Origin of the sequence: Romboutsia sp. 1001285H_161024_C4, from assembly GCF_015550185.1 — a bacterium.
GTDB classification, from domain to species: domain Bacteria; phylum Bacillota; class Clostridia; order Peptostreptococcales; family Peptostreptococcaceae; genus Romboutsia_C; species Romboutsia_C hominis.
On record NZ_JADNAJ010000002.1, the window covers coordinates 139,502 to 161,060 of the forward strand.

Below are 21,559 nucleotides of genomic sequence, written 5' to 3' on the forward strand. Positions count from 1 at the left end.
AAAATTATAAATGAATACAAGTACTGGAATTTCAATGTATTTAAATTGTATAAATTAAGAGAAAACAGAGGTCTTTTGTTGACACAAGATACAACTTTACAATATAATGAAGTTGTAGGTTATAAAAACTTTTGATTAAGTCACCTAAATAAATGAAGAATTAGGGGGAATTAATTTGAACAGCATATACAACAAAAATAAAACGAATTATGTATTTTTATTATCGTTGATACTGTCAATATCAGTAGTCTTTTCTGGTATAGCATTTCCAGATAAATTCAAAGAAATATCTAATAACATGTTTAATGTCATAATACAAAATTTCAGTTGGGTTTACATAATAACCATGTTAATATTAGTAGGTTTTGCAATATTTTTAGTTTGCAGCAAATACGGAGATATAAAACTTGGTAAAGATAATGATAAACCAGAGTTTAGTAAACTATCTTGGTTCTCTATGCTATTTGGAGCAGGAATGGGAATAGGATTAATATTTTTCGGTACAATAGAACCAATGAAACATTTTATAGCACCAATAGGGGCTACACCTGCTTCTAACGAGGCAGTAACATTTGCAATGCAACAGTCTTATATACACTGGGGACTTCATCCATGGGCAGCATATTCTATAATGGGACTAGCGCTTGCATACTTCCAATTTAGAAAAGATTCACCAGGGCTTATAAGTAGCATATTCTTACCTATACTTGGAGAAGATGGAGTAAGAGGTCCAATAGGAAAAACAATAGATATACTAGCAGTATTTACAACAGTAACAGGTATAGCAACATCTTTAGGTATGGGAACTATGCAAATAGCAGGTGGACTTGAATATGTATTTAACATAGAAAACACTTTAAAGTTACAAATAATAATAATAGCTATAGCAACTGTTTTATATATGTTAAGTTCAACTAGTGGGCTTGATAAAGGAATAAAGATATTATCTAATGTAAACTTAAGTTTAGCAGTATTTATATTAGTTGGAGCAATAATAATAGGACCTAAATTAGAGATGATAGATAATCTTCGAAATGGAACACAAGCATACTTAACAGAGTTTATATCTCAAAGTATATACATGGATCCAAGCAAAGAATGGATAGGTCAGTGGAGAGTATTTTACTGGGCGCTATGGATAGCTTGGATACCATTTGTTGGGGTATTCATAGCAAGAATATCAAAAGGTAGAACAATAAGAGAATTTATCGTAGGTGTAACTTTAGCACCAGCCCTAGTTTGTATGGTATGGTTTACAGTGTTTGGGACATTAGGTATACACTTAGGCCCAGCGTTTGTACAAGGTGCAACAAAGGTCACGGAATTAGCCTTATTTGAAGTATTTTCTCAATATCAATTTGGAGGAATGCTATCAATAGTAGCTATGGTACTTTTATGTACATTCTTTATATCATCAGCAGATTCAGCAACATATGTATTAGGAATGTTTACATCAAATGGAGATTTAAATCCTAAAGGAAGTAAAAAGATAGCATGGGGATTAATACAAGCTCTTCTTGCAATAGCACTTTTACTTTCAGGAGGATTAGATACACTACAAATGGTGTCTATAGTATCAGCATTTCCATTCACTATAATAGTTTTATTAAGCATTGTATCTATTATTAAGGCTCTTAGAGAAGAAGTTAAACAAGAAAATATATATGTAGTAAGCAAAAAACCAAGCTTATATAAAGATAGAAAGTCAGCAAAATACAATATAGAAAAAATAAACAATTAATTTATATAATAAAAGCAGATTATCACAGGACATAATCTGCTTTTATTTGTGCTTAAACATCATTTTTAGTGTCATCCTCATATAAAAATGAAGGAACTGAATGGTGGATACTGCTATCCCCAACAACTAATAATATATCATTTTCCATAAATTCTATGTAGGGTCCAGGTGAAATCATAAGTTCTCCATTCCTTTTAACACCAACTATTGTAGCGCCAGTATGCTGCCAAAACTTAGTTTCTCCAGAAGTCATACCTATAACTCTACATTCTTTAGTTATCTCAAATTCAAAAGGAACTAAAGGGTTTATATTGGCTAGCCTACTAGAGTAGTCTATTATTTTATTTATATTATCAAGTATTTCATTTTCTAACTGAGCTTTTGATGCTAAAAGTTTATTTAAATTAGATTTGTATGATGATACATTTGTAATATTTTGGTTCTTATTTAGAAAAGAAAGTGCTTTATCCGATGATAAAACTAAAATACCTTTTCCTTTAACGCTAGAAACTACGCCTAAATCTTCTAGTATTTTCATAGCTCTTCTAATTGTCTCAGGAGAAACATTATAGGTAGCAGCAAGAGAAGATCTTCCCTTTAGTAAACTACCTTCTTTAATTTCTCCAAGGTGAATTTTATTAGCTATATCTAGAGCGATTTTATGATATATAGGCATTGAATATTTTTTTTCCATATCTTCACCTCAAGTATATACTTATCTATAATATTTTACTTCCAAGTAACTAATATGTCTATATAAATAAAATTAGCTAAATATTAAATATAATACTATTAACATTGAATAATTAGCATATATAAGATATATTAATATTATTAAAATATTACAGAGAAATTCATAATTTATACAAGTTTTATATTTACAATTAAATAAAAAACAAATTCAAGAGGTGAAAAATATGGACAGAGTAGCATTTAACATATTTGGGATAGATGTTATGTGGTATGGGATACTAATGGCTACAGGAATGATTTTAGGAACTATAATAGCTTTAAGGGAAGCTAAAAGAGTTGGAATTAAAGAAGATGATGTACTAGATTTAGCCATAGTTGCTATACCAACAGGTTTATTATGTGCAAGGTTGTATTATGTAATATTTAATTGGGAATATTATTCTCAATATCCTTCTCAAATACTAAACTTTAGAGGTGGAGGAATGGCTATACATGGAGCCTTAATAGGTGGAGTATTAGCTGGGTACATATTTACAAAAATAAGAAAAATAAATTTCTTAAAAATGGCAGATACAGTTATAATAGGTATGCCTTTAGCTCAATCTATAGGTAGATGGGGCAATTTTATAAATGGAGAAGCTCATGGAGGACCAACAACGCTACCTTGGGGCATAATGGTAGATGGTGTAAAGGTTCATCCAACATTTTTATATGAATCTATTTGGGATTTAGGTATATTTTTATTCCTATGGTTATTTAGAAAGAAAAAGAAATATGAAGGGCAAATAATAGTATATTATATTATATTATATTCAACAGGAAGATTCTTTATAGAAGGTCTTAGAACGGATAGTTTAATGCTAGGGCCTATAAGAATGGCACAAGCTATTAGTTTAATAGGAATTATAGGTGGTATTATTTGTCATATATACTTATCAAAAAAATCAAAAAAAGAAAACACAGAAGAATAAAGTTAGGTTAAGGAGAATATCAAAATGGAATTTCATCACGTATCAGTACTCTTAAATGAGTGTATAGATAATTTAAATATAAAACCAGATGGAGTGTATGTAGACTGTACAATGGGTGGTGCTGGACACTCAAAGGAAATAGTAAAAAGATTATCAGATAAAGGATTATTTATAGGATTTGACCAAGATAAAAATGCTATAGCTACAGCAAAAGAAAGATTAAGTGAATATAGCGATAGAGTAAGATTTGTTCATAGTAACTTTGAAAATATAAAAGAAGAATTAGAAAAAATCGGTGTAAATAAAATAGATGGAGTTTTAGCTGATTTAGGAGTATCATCTCATCAATTAGATGAAGCTGATAGAGGATTTTCATATATGCAAGATGCACCACTTGATATGAGAATGGACGTAAGATGTGATTTTTCTGCATATGATGTTGTAAATACATATAGTGAAGATGAATTACACAAAATAATAAAAGAATACGGAGAAGAAAATTGGTCAAAGCGTATTGCTAAGTTTATAGTTGAAGAAAGAAAAGAAAAACCTATAGAAACAACAGGTGAACTTGTAGAAGTAATAAAAAAGGCAATACCTAAAAAAGCTAGAATAGATGGACCACATCCAGCTAAAAGAACTTTCCAAGCTATAAGAATAGAAGTAAATAATGAATTAGGTGTAATAACTAAAATGATAGATGATGCAGTATCTATAATGAATAAAGGTGGAAGAGTTTGTATAATAACATTCCATTCATTAGAAGATAGAATAGTAAAAAATGAATTTAGAGACTTAGCATTAGATTGTGTATGTCCATCTCATATACCAATGTGTCAATGTGACAAAGAATCACTTGTAAAGGTAATAACAAGAAAACCAATATTACCAAGTGATGAAGAAATAGAAGTTAACCCAAGAAGTAGAAGTGCAAAACTAAGAGTATGTGAAAGAATATAATATAAAAAGAGTGTGTTGTGATTATAAAATCATAAAACACTCTTTTTTATTTTCATAAAGACAAAATTTTATTAAATAGATTATGTAAATTAATGTAATAAGAAAAAATTATTTTGTTATATATAATCATTTCCTAGTTTTTTTGTTTGTTATTGTATTTATTTTACGATGAAAGTTTAAAGGAAGGTAGTGCATAAACTTGAAATATATAAATAATTTACAAATTTAAATTTAGCAATAAGCTTATATAAAATAAATCAAAAGATAGAGTGAAGGTGGATTAATGGAAAAAAATAATAAAATCAAGGATATAAACGAATATAAAAAGAGAAAAAAGAATAAACATAAAATTATAAGAGTAAAAAAAATAAAAAAAATTATTTTTATTCTCTCATTATCAGTAGGAGTTTTTATGACGGTAATAATAAATATATGTGGTTATTCAGTAATAGGGGAACTTAAATATAGCATAGGTAATCTCAAAAAAGAATTGAGAAAAGAAGAAATAAGGCTAGAGGAAGCAAAAGCTAAGGCAGATACTAAAACATCAATACATGAAATAGAAAAAAGGGCTAGAGAAGAACTTAATATGGATTATCCTACAAAGGATCAAATAAGATACATACAGATTAAGTAGTAAGGGGGAAAATAATTGAGTAAAAAAGTAAAGAGAATAAGTAAAAAGAGATTAGTGCTTGTTCTTATGTTAGCATGTATACTTTTTTTAGGACTAACATTTAGAACAGGATATCTTCAACTCATAAAAGGGGAGTGGTTAAGTACCAAGGCAATTGAACAACAAACAAGAGAGATTCCTATAGAGCCTAAAAGAGGAACTATATATGATAGAAATATGAAAGAGTTAGCCGTAAGTGTTACAAAATACACTGTATGGTGTAAGCCTGTAGAAGTCAAAGACAAAAAAAGTGCATCAACACAAGTGGCTGAAATTTTAGACAAAGAATATGAAGATATATACAAGCTAGTAAACAAAAAAAACATGGCATTAGTTAAAATAGAAAGATGGATAGATGATGAAAAAGCAACAAAAATAAGAGAGGCTAAAATACCAGGTATCTGGGTAGCAGAAGATAATCAAAGATACTATCCATATGGAAACTTTGCTTCTTATGTATTAGGACATACATCAAGTGATTCCCAAGGTATAGCAGGTATTGAGATGCAATATGATAAGTATTTAAAAGGCCAGGCAGGAAAATTAATAGTAAGTACTGATGCATCAGGAAGAGAAATACCAAGAGGAATGGAACAATACTATGAACCTGTTCAAGGTAAGGGGTTAGTACTTACAATAGATGAAGTAATACAACATTATACTGAAAAAGCTGTTCAAAAGGCATATGAGATTAATAATGCTAAAAGGGTAACAGTTGTAGCAATGGACCCTAAAACAGGAGATATATTATCTCTAGCATCTAAGCCAGATTATGATCCAAATGACCCAAGAACTCCAATATATCCATACTATCAAGAAGAATTAGATAAATACAGCGAAAAAGATAAGATACAAGGATATTATAAAATGTGGAGAAATCCAGCTATAAGTGATACTTATGAACCAGGTTCAACATTTAAACTTATAACATCATCATCAGGATTAGAAGAAAATGTAATAAAAGAAAATGATAAGTTTACATGTACAGGTGGAGTAACTATCAAAGGTCAAAGAATAAAATGTTGGAGACATTATAGACCTCATGGAGAGCAAAGTTTTAAAGAAGGAGTTCAAAATTCTTGCAACCCTGTATTTATAGAAGTTGGTAATAGATTAGGAGTATCAAAGTTATATGATTACATAGAAGGGTTTGGATTTATGGATAAAACAAATATAGATCTTCCAGGAGAAGCAAAAGGTATACTATATAATGAAAAAAATGTTGGTCCAGTAGAGTTAGCTACTATATCTTTTGGTCAATCTATATCTGTAACTCCAATACAACTAATAACAGCAATATCATCTATAGCTAATGATGGTAATAGAATGGAGCCTAGATTTGTAAAAGCTTATACAGACAATCAAGGAAATGTAATTGAGGAAATAAAACCTACGAAAGTTAAACAAGTAATATCAGAAGAAACATCAAAGAAGATGATGGACATAGTAGAATCTGTTGTAAGTCAAGGATCAGGTAAAGCTGCATATATACCAGGGTATAGAATAGGTGGAAAAACAGGTACTGCTCAAAAAGTTATAGATGGAAGGTATGCACAAGGAAAATATATATGTTCATTTATAGGTATAGCTCCAACCGATGATCCACAAATAGTAGTACTTGCAATAGTTGATGAGCCAACAGGAGTAAGTGCTTTTGGTAGTACAACAGCAGGACCTATAGTAAAAGAAATAATGAATGATGCACTACCTTATTTAGGAGTAGAGCCAAAATATAGTGAAGAAGAAAAAGAAGAATTTGAAAAAAATAAAGTTACAGTTCCAGACGTAAGGGACTTAGCTATAGAAGATGCTGTTAAGGCATTAGAAGATGTTAACTTAATACCTAACTTAGACACAGATATAGAAATTCCTAAAGGGACTAAGGTTATTGATATGTTTCCAAAACCTGGTATAAAGGTAGATGAAGAATCTAGTATAGCACTTTATTTTAAATAATTAATAGATATAAAAGAACTATAATACTTCTGGAGGAAAATGTAAAAATCTGTAATCGAAAAGCAAAAGATTATTAACATCTGTTAGAAATACCTTCAAAAAAACAACAATATATTATATAATTATAAAGTTAAGAGTAGAAGGGGGGCAATGTATAACACATACATTGCCCTTTATTCAGAAAATTAAGTTAAATTTAATAACTTAAAGGAGGTTGAAAGATGAAAAGTCTAACAGTAGCTGATATAGTTATTGCAACGAAAGGTAAATTAATACTAGGCGATGAAAATTTCTGTATTGAAGATATAGTTATAGACAGTAGAAATGCAAATGGTAAAAATGCATTTGTTGCTATAGTAGGTGAAAACTTAGATGGACATAAGTTTATGTGCTCAGCATATGAAAATGGATGCAAAACTTTTATAAAAAATGAAAGTAGTAGCATAAAATTAGATAGTTCGGACATAAATTTAATAGAAGTCAAAGATACTGAGGTAGCACTTGGTGATATAGCAAAATATTATAAAGAGCAATTTGATATACCATATATAGGAATAACAGGTAGTGTTGGCAAAACAACTACAAGGGATATGGTATACTCAGCAGTATCATCAAAGTTTAATACTTTAAAAAACGAAGGTAATTTAAATAATCAATTAGGAGTTCCATTAACATTATTTAAACTAGATGACAGTCATGAATGTGCAGTTATAGAGATGGGGATGTCAGGTTTTAATGAAATAGAATACCTAGCTAATATAGTTAATCCAAAAATAGGAGTAATATCTAATATAGGGTTATCTCATATAGAAAATTTAGGATCTCAAGAAGGTATATTAAAAGCTAAACTTGAAATAGCCACAAATTTTGATTCTTCATGCACATTAATAGTTAATGGAGATGATAAGTTTTTATCAACCTTAAAAAACAAAGAACTTAGCTATAATCTAAAAACTTTTGGATTTACAAAAGACAATGATATATATTGTGAGAGCTATGAAATGAATGAAGATAGTATAACATTTACATGTATAATAAATGGTTCTAAAGAAGAAATATTTATACCTACAGTAGGAGAACACAATATATACAATGCAATGGCAGCAGTTTTAGTTGGAATGAGTTTAAATATTTCACTAGACAAGATAAAAGAAGGATTAAAAAACTTCAAAGCTACAAAAATGAGATTAGACATAATAAAAAATGAAAACCTAACAATCATAAATGATGCATATAATGCTAGTCCAGATTCTATGAAAGCAGCTCTAAAAATATTAGGAAGATATAATCAAAGAAGAGTAGCTATACTTGGAGACATGTTTGAAATGGGTGAACATGCAGAGTATGGACATAGATTAGTAGGAGAAGAAGCAGTTAAAAATACTGACTTATTAATAACTATAGGTAATGATTCAAAGTTTATAAAAGATGAGGCAGTAAAATTAGGATTTAATAGCCAAAATGCATATCACTTTGAAACTAAAGAAGAAGCTATAAGTAAAATAGATAGTTTAGTAAATAAAGAAGATGTAGTTTTAGTTAAAGCATCTAGAGGTATGAAGTTAGAAGAAATAGTAGAACATCTTAATAAGTAATTAACAAAAGAAATAGCCAGCAAGGGAGAGGAGATATATTATGTTAGGAATAACAGAACTTACGTATACATCATTGATTTCATTTCTAATAGTAATAATATTAGGACCAATTTTTATACCAATGTTAACAAAATTTAAGTTTGGGCAGACGGTTAGAGATGATGGTCCTCAAACACATTTAGCAAAAAATGGAACACCTACTATGGGTGGAATATTAATGATGGTAGCAATACTAATAACAGGGCTTACTAGAAGTCAAATTGGAAATGATTTAATAATAGGTCTTATATCAATAATAGGATTTGGTATGGTAGGATTTTTAGATGACTTTATAATAATAAAGAAAAGAAGATCTTTAGGTTTAAAGCCTTGGCAAAAAATAGTGCTTCAATTTGCACTTGCTATATATATATCATATTATCAATATAGTGCATCGCCAAGTGCAGCGCAGCTTATAATACCATTTACAGATGCATATATAAACTTAGGACCATTATACGTACCTATAATGACATTTATAATAATAGGTATAGTAAATGCAGTAAACTTAACTGATGGATTAGATGGGTTAGCATCAGGAATAACTTTAATAGTTTCAATATTCTTTATGTTACTTGCATCATACACTACAGTTGCAAATCCTGATGTTGCAGTATTAGCAGCAGCTACAGTAGGAGCATGTTTAGGATTTTTAGGATTTAACTCATACCCAGCTAGAATATTTATGGGTGATACTGGTTCTATGGCATTAGGTGGAGCAGTTGCGGCATTTGCAGTGTTAACTAATTCAATATTATTAATACCATTAGTTGGAGGAGTATACTTTGCAGAAGCATTATCAGTAATACTTCAAGTAGGATCTTTCAAACTAAGAGGAAAAAGAATATTCAAAATGGCACCTATACATCACCACTTTGAACAATGTGGATGGCCTGAAACTAGAGTGGTATTTACATTCTGGATAGTTACTGTAGTTTTAGCATGGATAGGAATAATAGCAATATTCTAATTGTGGGGGTAATAAAATGAACCTTAATGGAAAAAAAGTTCTATTAGTAGGGCTTGCAAAAACTGGTATATCAACAATAAAGCATTTAAATAAATTAGGTGCTAATATAATAGTAAATGATATAAAAGAAAAAGAAAAACTAGAAGATATATTAAATGAATTAAAAGACTTAGACAATATAGAATATATCTTAGGATATCATCCAGAAAATATAGATGATATAGAATTAGTAGTGGTATCTCCTGGAGTTCCTCTAGATTTACCATTTATACTAAAGATAAAAGAGAAAAATATAGAACTAATTGGAGAAGTAGAATTAGCTTATAGACTATCTACTAATAATCCAGTATTTATAGGTATAACAGGAACAAATGGAAAAACTACTACAACAAGTTTAGTAGGAGAAATATTTAAAGCTAATAGCAATGATACATATATCGTTGGAAATATAGGTAATCCTGTTATAGATACAGTGGAGGTTACTACTAAGGATTCTGTATTAGTAACAGAGCTAAGTAGCTTCCAATTAGAAAGTATAGACACTTTTAAACCACGTGTTAGTGCTATATTAAACTTTACAGAAGATCATTTAAATAGACACCATACGATGAAAAACTATATACAAGCAAAATCTAGAATATTTATGAATCAAGATGAAGAAGACTTTGCTATACTAAATTACGATGATGAAAATGTAAGAGCATTAGAAGATAAAGTTAAAGCTAAGAAAATATTCTTCTCAAGAACTACAGAATTAAAAGAAGGAATATTCTTAGATAAGAATAACAATATAGTTATAAGATTAGATAAAGAAATAGTACTTTTAAACAAAGATGAGCTAAGTTTACCAGGAAATCATAACTTAGAAAACTGTATGGCAGCAGCAATGATTGCATATGTTCTAAAAGTTGACATAGAAGTTATAAGAAAAGTACTAAAAACATTTAAAGCGGTAGAACATAGACAAGAATATGTTAAAACGCTAAATGGAGTAACATTTGTAAATGACTCTAAAGCTACTAATCCAGATTCATCTATAAAGGCAGTACAGTCTTACAAGGAGCCTATAATATTAATAGCAGGTGGTATGGATAAGAAAAGTACTTTTGATGAATTTTTAGAAGTAGCTAAAGAAAATGTAAAAGCATTAGTTCTTTTAGGGGAAACAGCAAATTTAATAAAAGAATGTGCAATTAAAAAAGGATTTAAAGAAATATATCTAGTAAAAGATATGGAAGAAGCAGTTAATACATCTTATAAAATAGCAAAAGAAAATGATGTAGTACTTCTTTCTCCTGCTTGTGCAAGCTGGGATATGTATAAGAGTTATGAAGTAAGGGGTAATGACTTCAAGGATAATGTAAACAAATTAAAGTAACCTCTTAGTCTTGGGAATGGAGGTAAGTCTTTAATGACTAAGGAAGCTTTAAAAAAACAAATTGAAAAAAATGTTAAAACAGAGTTTGATAGTGTGATATTTTACACTACAATGACTTTAGTATTTATAGGAATCATCATGGTGTTTAGTGCGAGCTTTGTTCAATCCTCCTTTAAGCATCATGATGCTTATTATTTTCTAAAGAGAAATGTAATTTATGCAATACTAGGATTTATTTGTATGATTACTATTTCAAATGTAGATTATAAGGTCTGGAAAAAGAATACAAAGCCTATAGGTATAGTATCTATAATACTACTTATATTAGTACTTACTCCACTTGGAATAAAAGCAAACGGAGCTAGAAGATGGTTAGGGGTAGGTGCATTTACAATACAACCTGCTGAAATAGCTAAATTTGCAACTATAATAATTACAGCTAAATTAATAGAGAAAAAATATGAAAATATAAAGTCTTTTAGAAAAGGGCTTATACCACTAATGTTAGTACCACTTTTATTTTTTACACTTATAATGGGTCAACCAAACATGTCAACAGCAGGAACTATAATATTAGTAACATTTGTTATGATATTTGTTGCAGGGATGAGTATGAAAATAGTTGGATTTATGTTTGGTAGTGGTATTGCATTATTCTTAGCACTTGGATTAACTTCAGAGTATAGATTAAAGCGTATATTATCATTTCTAGACCCTTTCCAAGACCCATTAGGTAATGGGTATCAAGTCATTCAAGGGCTTTATGCATTAGGCTCTGGAGGACTATTTGGCATGGGACTAGGAAAGAGCCAGCAAAAGTGGTTTTACATACCAGAGCCCCAAAATGACTTTATATTTGCTATAATAGGAGAAGAGCTAGGTCTTATAGGTTGTGCAGTAGTTATAATGTTATTTGTTATACTAGTGTATAGATGCGTAAGAATAGCATTAAAATGCGACAATATATTTGCTTGTATGGTAGTTATAGGAATTGGTGCACAAATAGGAATACAGGCAGCTTTAAATATTGCTGTAGCAACATCATCAATGCCAGTTACAGGAGTTGCATTACCATTTATAAGTTATGGGGGAACTTCCCTTGTAATATTTATGAGTGCTATAGGAATAGTCCTAAATATCTCAAAACATGTCAAAATTAATTAACAGGAGAGGATAAAATGAGAGTTTTATTATCAGGCGGTGGAACTGGGGGACACGTTTATCCAGCCATAGCCATAGCAAATAAAATAAAAGAGGAGCATCCAGAAGCAGAAATACTTTTTGTAGGAACTCAAAAGGGTATAGAATCAGAAATAGTACCTAAATATGGATATAGATTAGAAACAGTAACAGTACAAGGATTTAAAAGAAAAATAGATTTGGATAATGTAAAAAGAGTATTTAAGTTATTTAAAGGATTAGAGCAATCAAGAAGAGTTGTTAAAAAATTTAAGCCAGATGTTGTAATAGGAACTGGTGGATATGTAAGTGGTCCAGTTTTATTTAACTCAGCTATAAACAAAGTTCCAACAGTAGTACATGAACAAAACTCTTTCCCAGGCGTTACTAATAAAATACTTTCTAAGATGGTTACAAAAGTATTAACAAGCTTTGAAGATTCTCATCAAAGATTCCCTGAAGATAGTAGAGAAAAATTAACACTTACAGGAAATCCAGTAAGAAAAGAAATACTAAATGCTAGAAAAAATATAGCAAGAAGAAATTTAGGGATAACTGAAGATAAGAAAATGGTACTTTGCTACGGAGGTAGTGGAGGAAGTGAAGATATAAACAATGCAATGAGATTAGTCATAGATAATATGGTAAAAGAAGACGTAGCATTTATATTTGCTACAGGAAAGTATTACTATGAAGAATTCTCTCAGACTATAAGTCACTTAAATTTAAAGCCATACCAAAAAGTAGTACCATATTTAGAAGATATGGCTAATGCATTAGCAGCAAGTGATTTAGTTATAGGAAGCGCAGGGGCTATATCTTTAGCTGAAATAACAGCACTTGGAAAACCATCAATAATTATACCAAAAGCATATACAGCTGAAAATCATCAAGAGTATAATGCTAAAAGTATAGAAAATCAAGGTGCTGGAATAGCGATACTTGAAAAAGACTTAACTCCTGAAAAATTAAATGAAACAGTGTTTAGGCTTTTAGGAGATAAAGAAAAATTAATAGATATGGCAAATGCAAGTAAAGAAATAGGAAAGCCTGAGGCTATTGAAATAATATATGATGAAATACTAAAAATTTATAATGCTAATAACAAGCAAAAATCACCATCTAAAAAAGAAAATAAAAAGATAAAAACAAATAATCAAGCAGAAGAAGTACAAAATGCTTGTAATAAAGATACAGAACAAGAACAACCAAAAGTAATTGGAATAAAGAAAAAGTAACATATATCCCCTCTAGTACATAATATTTAAATTATAGACCTTATGATTTAACATACAGCACTAGGGGGGATAATTTTGTCTAAGTATATAATTAAAGGTGGCAACAAAATAGAAGGAAAGCTTAGTATAAGAGGAGCTAAAAATGCTATATTACCAATAATGGCAGCCACCATACTTAATGAAAGTGTGAGTATTATCCATAATGTACCTGATATATCAGATGTACATTTTATGATAAAAATATTAGAAAGCATTGGATGTAAAGTAAGTTATAGCGATGGTACACTTATTGTAGATAGCTCATTTGCTGATCAAGTGGAGATAGAGGAGTGCTACGTTAGAAAAATGAGATCTTCCATAATTATAATGGGAGCAATGATTGGTAGATTTGATTATACTAAAATAAGTTACCCAGGAGGATGTGCAATTGGTTCAAGACCAATAGATTTACACCTTAAGGCTTTAAAAAAATTAGGTATAAGGATAGAAGAGGACGAAGGTTTTATAAAGTGTTATAAGGATAGTTTAGAGGGAAATATAATAAACTTTGAGTTTCCAAGTGTTGGAGCTACCGAAAATGCAATTCTAGCTGCAGTTAAAGCAACAGGAATAACAAAAATATATAATGCAGCTAGAGAACCTGAAATAGAAGATTTACAAAATTTTTTAAATAAAATGGGTGCCAAGGTAAAGGGAGCCGGAACTAATTATATAGAAATTGAAGGTGTAAAAAAGCTTCGCAGAGTAGAACATGATGTCATACCAGATAGGATAGCAATAGGAACATATATGATAGCATCGGCATTAACTAATGGTAAACTTGAAGTAGATAATGTAGTAATATCACATATGGAGCCTATAAGTGATAAGCTAAGAAGTGCAGGGTGTGAAATAGAGTATAAAAATGGTGGGTTATTACTTAAACCACCAAGTAAAATAAAATCAATAGATTTAGTTAGGACTTCACCTCATCCAGGATTTCCAACAGATATGCAAGCTCAACTTATGACATTTATGACCCTTTCGGATGGGATAAGTGTATTTCATGAGACTATTTTTGAAAATAGGTTTATGCATTGTGCTGAATTAACTAGGTTAGGAGCTAATATTAAATATATAACAGAAAATATATGTATGATAAAGGGTGTAGAAAAGTTAAGAAGTGCAAAAGTTAAATCTCCAGACCTAAGAGGAGGGGCAGCTTTAGTATTAGCGGCATTGACTATTCCACAGGAAACAGAAATAAGTAATATATATCATATTGAGAGAGGTTATGAAAATATAGAAGATATCCTAACAAGATTAGGTGCAAATATATTAAAAATAGAGGAAATAGAAAAATAAAAGGCTTTTAAGCCTTTTTTTCATGAAGATTATATTGTATAAAGGATAAATTATATTATTAGTTGTATTAATATTATATACGATTTTTAAGGAGATATATTTTATGAAAAGATTAAAAAAGGGAGCTTTAATAAATATTCTAATATTAATACTAATAATTATAGTAATTTTATACACACTACTGAATAGCAAGATTTTCAATAGTAATCAAATAAGAATTGAAGGAAATGAGAAAATTTCAAAGGACTATATAGTTAGAATTCTAGATCTAAGAGAAGATAAAAATATATTTATGTACAACTTAAAAGATATGGAAAAAGAACTTGAGGAAAATAAGTACATAGAAGATGTAAGGGTAAAAAGGGAATTTCCAAATAAGCTACATATAATAATTATAGAAAAAGAAATATCAGGAATAATTCAAGATGATGGTTTAAAATGTTATATTGATAATAAAGGTAAGTTTATAGATAAAGTTAAGAAAGATGAAGAAATAGATAATTATCTTATGATAGATATTGGATATAAGCTAGATAAGAATAATAATATAAAGTTTAAAAAAGAAAGATATAAAAATAATTTATTGGAAGTATTAAAAAATATAAAAAGTTGCACTTTATACAAAAAAATAAATAAGGTTAAAATAGAAGAAGATTCTATAAGAATGTACACTCCAAAAGGTTTAGAAATTATATTTTTAAACAATAAAGAGATAGAAAAAAATATAAAAAAAACAGAAGCAATATTAATAGATTTACAAAGTAGTAAAATAAGTAAAGGAACAGTTGATTTTAGACAGGGTAAAAATCCAATTTACATGCCATAGGTATGAGTGATTTTACCAAAAATAATATAAAAAGGCATAGTGATTTTTAATATGCAATTAAAAGTTATGAATGAGGAAAATAATATAACAAAAAATTCCTACAAAAAATATAAATAAAAAGTATTAAAAAACTTGAAAAATATAAGTGTTTCAAAGTAAAATAAAGAGGGTAAGCATTTATGATATGGATATTAATAAGATTAGCCTTATGTATAGTAGATTGATATTATATAACGTTTACTTATCCTATAGATTATTTTTTATATATCTGTAGAAATACTTATAAGTAAGGATTTTATATTTGGTGCAATAAAGTCTTGGTTTTAAGGTAAATATGTCACTAAACTAGTGTTTAGGTCGAGATTATATGACAACTTATCAGTTATTAGAAGACATATTGTTACAAATTTAAGAAATAAAAAAAGAGGAAATTGAATATTTTTGTGGAATAACTTAGTTAATTATTAACAAAAACAAGAATTAAATGATATAATTAATACATACATTTACTTATAATCATAAAATAGGGAGGTTACGCGATGCTAAACTTTGACGTTGAAACAGATGGACTTGCACAAATCAAAGTAATAGGTGCAGGTGGCGGTGGAAACAATGCTGTTAATAGAATGGTTGAAGCACAGCTTCAAGGTGTTGAGTTTATAGCTGTTAATACTGATAAACAAGCTTTACTTACATCAAAAGCAGAATATAAAATTCAAATAGGTGAAAAATTAACAAGAGGGCTTGGAGCGGGAGCAAATCCTGAAGTAGGAAAAAGAGCCGCTGAAGAAAGTAAGGATGAAATAGTAAAGGTACTTCAAGGTGCTGATATGGTATTCGTTACAGCTGGTATGGGTGGAGGAACAGGAACAGGTGCTGCTCCAGTTATAGCTCAACTTGCTAAAGAAATGGGAATACTTACAGTAGGAGTAGTTACAAAGCCGTTCTTATTTGAAGGTAAAGTAAGAATGAAAAATGCAGAAAATGGGATAGCTGAATTAAAGTCAAAAGTTGATACATTAATAACTATACCTAATGATAGACTTTTACAAATAGTACAAAAGAATACATCTATGCTAGACGCATTCTCTATAGCAGATGACGTATTAAAGCAAGGTATACAATCTATATCTGATTTAATAGCTGTACCAGGACTTATAAACTTAGACTTTGCTGACGTTACTTCTGTAATGAAAGAACAAGGACTAGCTCATATGGGTCTAGGAAGTGCTTCAGGTGAAAATAGAGCTATAGAAGCAGCTAGACTAGCTATACAATCACCACTTCTTGAAACATCAATAAGAGGTGCTAGAGGAGTCTTACTTAACATAACAGGAGGACCTAACCTAGGATTACTTGAAATAAATGAAGCATCAACTCTAGTTAATGAGTCATGTGACCCAGAAGCAAACATAATATTCGGTGCATCTATAAGAGAAGACTTAGGTGAAGAAATAATGATTACTGTTATAGCGACTGGTTTTGATGAAAATAATCATGACTTAGGTTACAAGATAGCTGAAAAACCAAAGGCTACTTCAAGACCTACTTTAAATACACAACCAACACAACCAGCACCACAAATGCAAAAAACATCAATAATAGAAGAGAAAGAAGAGATCATAGCTCCAAAAGAAGAACCTAAAAGATCTAGCTTCATGGAAGAGGATGAAATGGAGATACCAACTTTCTTAAGAAGAAGAAGATAAAGAAGTCTAAATGACTTCTTTTTTTGTATATAAAAAATTTTTATTAAGCTTAAAATATTAAAAAATATATAGATAGCATATATAAATCTAAAAAATACTTGAGAAATTAGCAAATTAAGTAGAGATATGAATAAAGTAAAATTTTTATATAAAAAATTAGTTATTATAATTTTAAGAATAAAGATAGATAACTTTGAATAAATATTAGTATAGAGAATAACAAAGTTAATTAAATAAAAACAATATAACAATACTATATAAATATTAAATAGAAAAGAAAGCAGAATGCTTTCTTTTTTTGTGAATTTTTACACTAAAATAAATGGGTTTCGACCATTAAAAATGACATAAAATTATAAACTATCTAACTTATAATATACACAAAGGTTAAAGGAGGTTAGCTTAATGTATATAGAGTACTACATTATAGAAAACCTATTAATAAATTATATTATTATAAGTTGTACATCTATACTAACAAAAAAATATAATAACAATAAAAAAAAATGGATATGTGCATCTGTAGGTACATTGTATTCAATTGCGTACATTTTTCCACAACTAGATATATTATTTACGCTACCACTAAAGATTATTATCATAGGACTAATAACATTATTTTTATTTGATTATAAAAATAAAAAAGAATACTTTAGAGTATTGTTGGTATTTTTATTAGTTAATATATTTATTTCTGGAACTACATTTTTTATAATTTATTTCACAGGTATAAGTCATTTAAAGATATCATTTTTAATCATTTGTGCATATACAAGTTGTGAACTTTTAAAATATATCTATAATGATATAAGTTTAATGAGGCAAATAAAGGAGAGTACAAAAGAAATTGAAATAACATTGCTTAATAAGACATGTAGTTGCAAGGCATTATTAGATACTGGAAATTTATTAAAAGATCCTTTAAGTAATAATGACATAGTAATAGTAAAATCCAAAGCTTTGAGAAATATAATTCCAAGCTATCTATACGATTATGAATACGATGATATAGATATAGTTGAGATTGAAAGTATAATAGATAATTTAGAAAGTGATATTGCATCTAGGGTAAGAGTTATACCTTATAAGCATGGTGGAAGTAGCAAAAATAATATAATGCTTGGTATAAAAGCTGATTATATAGAAATTGATAAAACAAAAATAGGTAATATAGTGGTTGGAATATCAGATTTTGATGATGATAAATACAATGCTATACTAAATCCTAGTATATTATCGTAAATAAAACAAACAAAAGGGGGAGATTATTATGAAGTCATTAATTGCAAAGTTATCTATCAGAATTAAGAAAATACTAATTAAATTTAAAATCTTAAAACCAAAAGGTGTGTATTACATGGGGGGCGTAAATGTATTACCACCACCATTAAATTCAGATGAAGAAAGTGAGCTATTACAAAGGTTAGAAAAAGATGAAGAAGTAAAAACAATTTTAATAGAGAGAAATTTAAGATTAGTAGTATATATATCTAGAAAATTTGAAAACACTGGAATTGATATTGAGGATTTAATATCAATTGGCACGATAGGACTTATTAAAGCTGTAAATACATTTAAGTTAAATAAAAATATAAAATTAGCTACTTACGCATCAAGATGTATCGAAAATGAAATCCTAATGTATCTTAGAAAAAATAATAAAAAGAAGGTAGAAGTATCCTTTGATGAACCTTTAAATATAGATTTAGATGGAAATGAACTACTACTTTCAGATGTATTAGGAACAGAAAATGATGAAATCTATAAAATAATAGAAGAAGAGATAGATAAAGATTTATTGGTTATGGCTTTAGATAGATTATCAGATAGAGAAAAGCAAATTATGGAATTAAGGTTTGGGCTAATAAATAGGGGAAGGGAGAAAACTCAAAAAGAAGTAGCTAATATACTTGGAATATCTCAATCTTATATATCTAGATTAGAAAAAAAAATAATATCAAGATTAAAAAAAGAAATGAAAAAATTTATATAATTATCTCTTAAAAGTATAAAAAAATATGATGTGTAAATAATTTCATATAGATAAAACTTTTAAGAGAGGACTGAAATTTATGCAAATTAATAAAGTTGAAATCTGTGGTGTAAATACATCTGAACTTCCAGTACTTAAAAATAATCAGATGACCGAACTTCTTCACAAGATAAAAGATGGGGATGAAGAAGCAAGACAGCAATTTGTAAGAGGTAATTTAAGACTAGTTTTAAGTGTAATACAAAAATTCAACAATAGAGGGGAAAATATAGACGATTTATTTCAAATTGGATGTATAGGACTTATAAAGGCTATTGATAACTTCGACTTAAGTCAAAATGTAAGATTCTCAACTTATGCAGTCCCTATGATTATAGGTGAGATAAGAAGATATTTAAGAGATAACAATCCAATAAGAGTAAGTAGGTCATTAAAAGATATTGCATATAAGGCTTTACAAGTAAGAGAAAGACTTGTTAGATCAAATTCAAAGGAACCTACAGTATCTGAGATATCTAAGGAATTAGAATTACCTATTGAAGATGTTGTAATGGCATTAGATGCAATACAGGATCCTATATCATTATTTGATCCAGTTTATCAGGATAATGGAGATGCAATATTTGTTGTGGATCAAGTTCAAGATAAAAAAGATACAGATGAAAATTGGTTACAAGAAATTGCCTTAAAAGAGGCCATAAAAAAATTAAATAGCAGAGAAAGGTTAGTTTTAGATCTTAGGTTTTATAAAGGAAGAACTCAAATAGAAGTAGCTGATGAGATAGGTATATCGCAAGCGCAAGTATCGAGAATAGAAAAAAACGCATTGAAAAATATGAGAAAATATATATAATATATAGTATAAGAAAAATCGTTGGTATATAATGCCAACGATTTTTCTTAGAACTGAGAAAACATTTTTAAAAATTGAAAAATTTTTCTTAATATGTGATAAGAATAGGAGTTAGACCATGTTAACATCATCAATAGGATATATGATCTTGCGTACATTTCCAGAAAGTCTAGTAACTATATTTTGTGGGATGTTGCTTATGGGAATAAAATTAGATAATAAAGAAATATTAAAAAAAGGATTTTTATTAGGTGTGATAGTAATAGCGATAAGATCTTTACCTATAAATTTTGGAGTACATACAATATTATCTATGATAGCTTTAGGAATAATGTTATACAAAATGTCAAATGGTGATTTATTAAGAACAGTAATATCAACATGCTTATTTTTTATAGCACTTGCCATGAGTGAAGGGATATATATTTTTATAGCAACAAGTTTATTAAATATACCAATAGAAATTTTAACTAATCAAGACGGACCAATTTCAGCTATAAGAACGTTACCGTCACTTTTAATAGCTATAGGAATTGTATTTTTACTAAAAAAAATAGTTATGGAAAATGTGAACCAATATATTAAGAGGGGATAATTATGGGGATAATAGAGGAGTTATCGTTAAAAGCGTCGAATAAGTTAGGGAAGAAGCTTGATAAAAATGATGAAGAAATAGCAGTTATAAACTATGGGCTATTTACAATATTACATACTAGTTTAGCAATAGTTGTAACGATAATAGTAGGTTTATTAACTAAAACATTAATTGAAATTATGACAATATCTATAACATCCGCTATTTTAAAAAGGTATTCTGGAGGTGTGCATGCAACTAGCCCAGAGAGATGCACTTTAATAGGAGTTATATTAGCATATATACTATCTTATATATCAATAAGTATAATGGATATTGATATGAGTATTACTATATTAATGATAATATCTATAATAGGATTTTCTTATTATATTTTATATAAAAAATGTCCAGTACCATCAAAGAATAAACCTTTGAAAAAAGAAAGTACTAGAAAAAAATTAAGAAAAAAAGCCTTTAATCTAATTAATATATATGTAGTTTTAATTATAATATTACTTAGTATATATTCAATAAACAATGTTACAATTGCAAAAAGTATAGCCTTATCAATGGTACTAGGAATAGGACTTCAAGTGTTTGTATTAACTAGCCTAGGGGGCAGACTTATCAACTTGTTAGATAATTTTTTTAATATAAATAAGTTTTTATCTAAAAATATGTCTTAAATATATTTAGGGCAAAATAAAATGTAAGGGGGAAATAAGATGGATTTCTTATTAGGTTCAGTATCTGATTTATTAACTAAAGTTGCAGAAGGAGCATCAACATATTGTATGCTTATATTCTTTGAACCAGAAGTACCAAAGTCATTAAGAGAAGAATAATAAAAAATCATGAGGA

Annotated in this window: 20 protein-coding genes; 19 read left to right on the plus strand and 1 reads right to left on the minus strand. The window is 28.7% G+C overall.

The features are described from left to right. Window positions 1–175: 175 nt before the first annotated feature. The gene (locus I1959_RS04150) at window positions 176–1,741 is read left to right on the plus strand and encodes a BCCT family transporter (protein ID WP_207733529.1); all 1,566 of its coding nucleotides are present in this window, start codon (window positions 176–178) and stop codon (window positions 1,739–1,741) included. Between the two features lie 52 nt (window positions 1,742–1,793). On the opposite strand, the gene I1959_RS04155 is transcribed toward I1959_RS04150, so the two are convergent. Continuing rightward, window positions 1,794–2,435 (minus strand): TrkA C-terminal domain-containing protein, encoded by a 642-nt coding sequence (locus I1959_RS04155; RefSeq protein WP_195237213.1) that lies wholly within the window; start codon window positions 2,433–2,435, stop codon window positions 1,794–1,796. A 205-nt stretch (window positions 2,436–2,640) separates the two neighbouring features. On the opposite strand from I1959_RS04155, the gene lgt reads away from it, so the two are divergent. The 18 genes from lgt to I1959_RS04245 all read left to right on the plus strand — a co-directional run bounded on the left by lgt (window position 2,641) and on the right by I1959_RS04245 (window position 21,543). Next, window positions 2,641–3,405 carry a prolipoprotein diacylglyceryl transferase gene (lgt, locus tag I1959_RS04160; RefSeq protein ID WP_271892706.1) on the plus strand — a complete coding sequence of 255 codons (765 nt, stop codon included), beginning with the start codon at window positions 2,641–2,643 and terminating at the stop codon, window positions 3,403–3,405. Between the two features lie 24 nt (window positions 3,406–3,429). Next, on the plus strand, window positions 3,430–4,365 hold the full coding sequence (gene rsmH, locus I1959_RS04165; RefSeq protein ID WP_092924144.1) for a 16S rRNA (cytosine(1402)-N(4))-methyltransferase RsmH: 936 nt from the start codon (window positions 3,430–3,432) through the stop codon (window positions 4,363–4,365). 412 nt (window positions 4,366–4,777) lie between these two features. Then, window positions 4,778–5,002, plus strand: a complete 225-nt coding sequence (locus I1959_RS15450) for a hypothetical protein (RefSeq protein WP_243239995.1) — start codon at window positions 4,778–4,780, stop codon at window positions 5,000–5,002. A gap of 15 nt (window positions 5,003–5,017) precedes the next feature. Continuing rightward, window positions 5,018–6,997: a stage V sporulation protein D gene (locus tag I1959_RS04175; RefSeq protein ID WP_243239996.1), complete on the plus strand. Its 1,980-nt coding sequence runs from the start codon at window positions 5,018–5,020 to the stop codon at window positions 6,995–6,997. Between the two features lie 221 nt (window positions 6,998–7,218). Continuing rightward, window positions 7,219–8,592, plus strand: a complete 1,374-nt coding sequence (locus tag I1959_RS04180; protein ID WP_195237217.1) for a UDP-N-acetylmuramoyl-tripeptide--D-alanyl-D-alanine ligase — start codon at window positions 7,219–7,221, stop codon at window positions 8,590–8,592. Window positions 8,593–8,629: 37 nt separating this feature from the next. Further along, window positions 8,630–9,601: a phospho-N-acetylmuramoyl-pentapeptide-transferase gene (mraY, locus tag I1959_RS04185; RefSeq protein ID WP_092924153.1), complete on the plus strand. Its 972-nt coding sequence runs from the start codon at window positions 8,630–8,632 to the stop codon at window positions 9,599–9,601. 16 nt (window positions 9,602–9,617) lie between these two features. After that, complete coding sequence (gene murD, locus I1959_RS04190) at window positions 9,618–10,979, plus strand: UDP-N-acetylmuramoyl-L-alanine--D-glutamate ligase (RefSeq protein ID WP_092924155.1); 1,362 nt, start codon at window positions 9,618–9,620, stop codon at window positions 10,977–10,979. Between the two features lie 33 nt (window positions 10,980–11,012). Beyond that, the gene (gene spoVE, locus I1959_RS04195; protein ID WP_092924157.1) at window positions 11,013–12,143 is read left to right on the plus strand and encodes a stage V sporulation protein E; all 1,131 of its coding nucleotides are present in this window, start codon (window positions 11,013–11,015) and stop codon (window positions 12,141–12,143) included. Between the two features lie 14 nt (window positions 12,144–12,157). Continuing rightward, window positions 12,158–13,396 (plus strand): undecaprenyldiphospho-muramoylpentapeptide beta-N-acetylglucosaminyltransferase, encoded by a 1,239-nt coding sequence (murG, locus tag I1959_RS04200; RefSeq protein WP_092924160.1) that lies wholly within the window; start codon window positions 12,158–12,160, stop codon window positions 13,394–13,396. Between the two features lie 75 nt (window positions 13,397–13,471). After that, window positions 13,472–14,740 carry a UDP-N-acetylglucosamine 1-carboxyvinyltransferase gene (murA, locus tag I1959_RS04205; RefSeq protein WP_166505899.1) on the plus strand — a complete coding sequence of 423 codons (1,269 nt, stop codon included), beginning with the start codon at window positions 13,472–13,474 and terminating at the stop codon, window positions 14,738–14,740. A 103-nt stretch (window positions 14,741–14,843) separates the two neighbouring features. Continuing rightward, window positions 14,844–15,566 carry a cell division protein FtsQ/DivIB gene (locus I1959_RS04210; RefSeq protein ID WP_092924166.1) on the plus strand — a complete coding sequence of 241 codons (723 nt, stop codon included), beginning with the start codon at window positions 14,844–14,846 and terminating at the stop codon, window positions 15,564–15,566. A gap of 539 nt (window positions 15,567–16,105) precedes the next feature. Beyond that, window positions 16,106–17,275: a cell division protein FtsZ gene (ftsZ, locus tag I1959_RS04215; RefSeq protein WP_092924169.1), complete on the plus strand. Its 1,170-nt coding sequence runs from the start codon at window positions 16,106–16,108 to the stop codon at window positions 17,273–17,275. Window positions 17,276–17,680: 405 nt separating this feature from the next. Then, window positions 17,681–18,517, plus strand: coding sequence for a sigma-E processing peptidase SpoIIGA (locus tag I1959_RS04220; RefSeq protein ID WP_092924172.1), 837 nt, complete (start codon window positions 17,681–17,683; stop codon window positions 18,515–18,517). 28 nt (window positions 18,518–18,545) lie between these two features. Then, window positions 18,546–19,268 carry an RNA polymerase sporulation sigma factor SigE gene (gene sigE, locus I1959_RS04225; RefSeq protein ID WP_092924175.1) on the plus strand — a complete coding sequence of 241 codons (723 nt, stop codon included), beginning with the start codon at window positions 18,546–18,548 and terminating at the stop codon, window positions 19,266–19,268. 79 nt (window positions 19,269–19,347) lie between these two features. Beyond that, entirely contained in the window at window positions 19,348–20,121 is a 774-nt protein-coding gene (gene sigG / locus I1959_RS04230; protein ID WP_092924178.1) for an RNA polymerase sporulation sigma factor SigG, read from the plus strand. Window positions 20,122–20,239: 118 nt separating this feature from the next. After that, complete coding sequence (locus I1959_RS04235; protein ID WP_092924181.1) at window positions 20,240–20,716, plus strand: hypothetical protein; 477 nt, start codon at window positions 20,240–20,242, stop codon at window positions 20,714–20,716. A 2-nt stretch (window positions 20,717–20,718) separates the two neighbouring features. Further along, entirely contained in the window at window positions 20,719–21,384 is a 666-nt protein-coding gene (locus I1959_RS04240; protein WP_092924184.1) for an accessory gene regulator ArgB-like protein, read from the plus strand. Between the two features lie 39 nt (window positions 21,385–21,423). Continuing rightward, window positions 21,424–21,543 (plus strand): cyclic lactone autoinducer peptide, encoded by a 120-nt coding sequence (locus tag I1959_RS04245; RefSeq protein ID WP_092924187.1) that lies wholly within the window; start codon window positions 21,424–21,426, stop codon window positions 21,541–21,543. The last annotated feature ends 16 nt before the right edge of the window (window positions 21,544–21,559 follow it).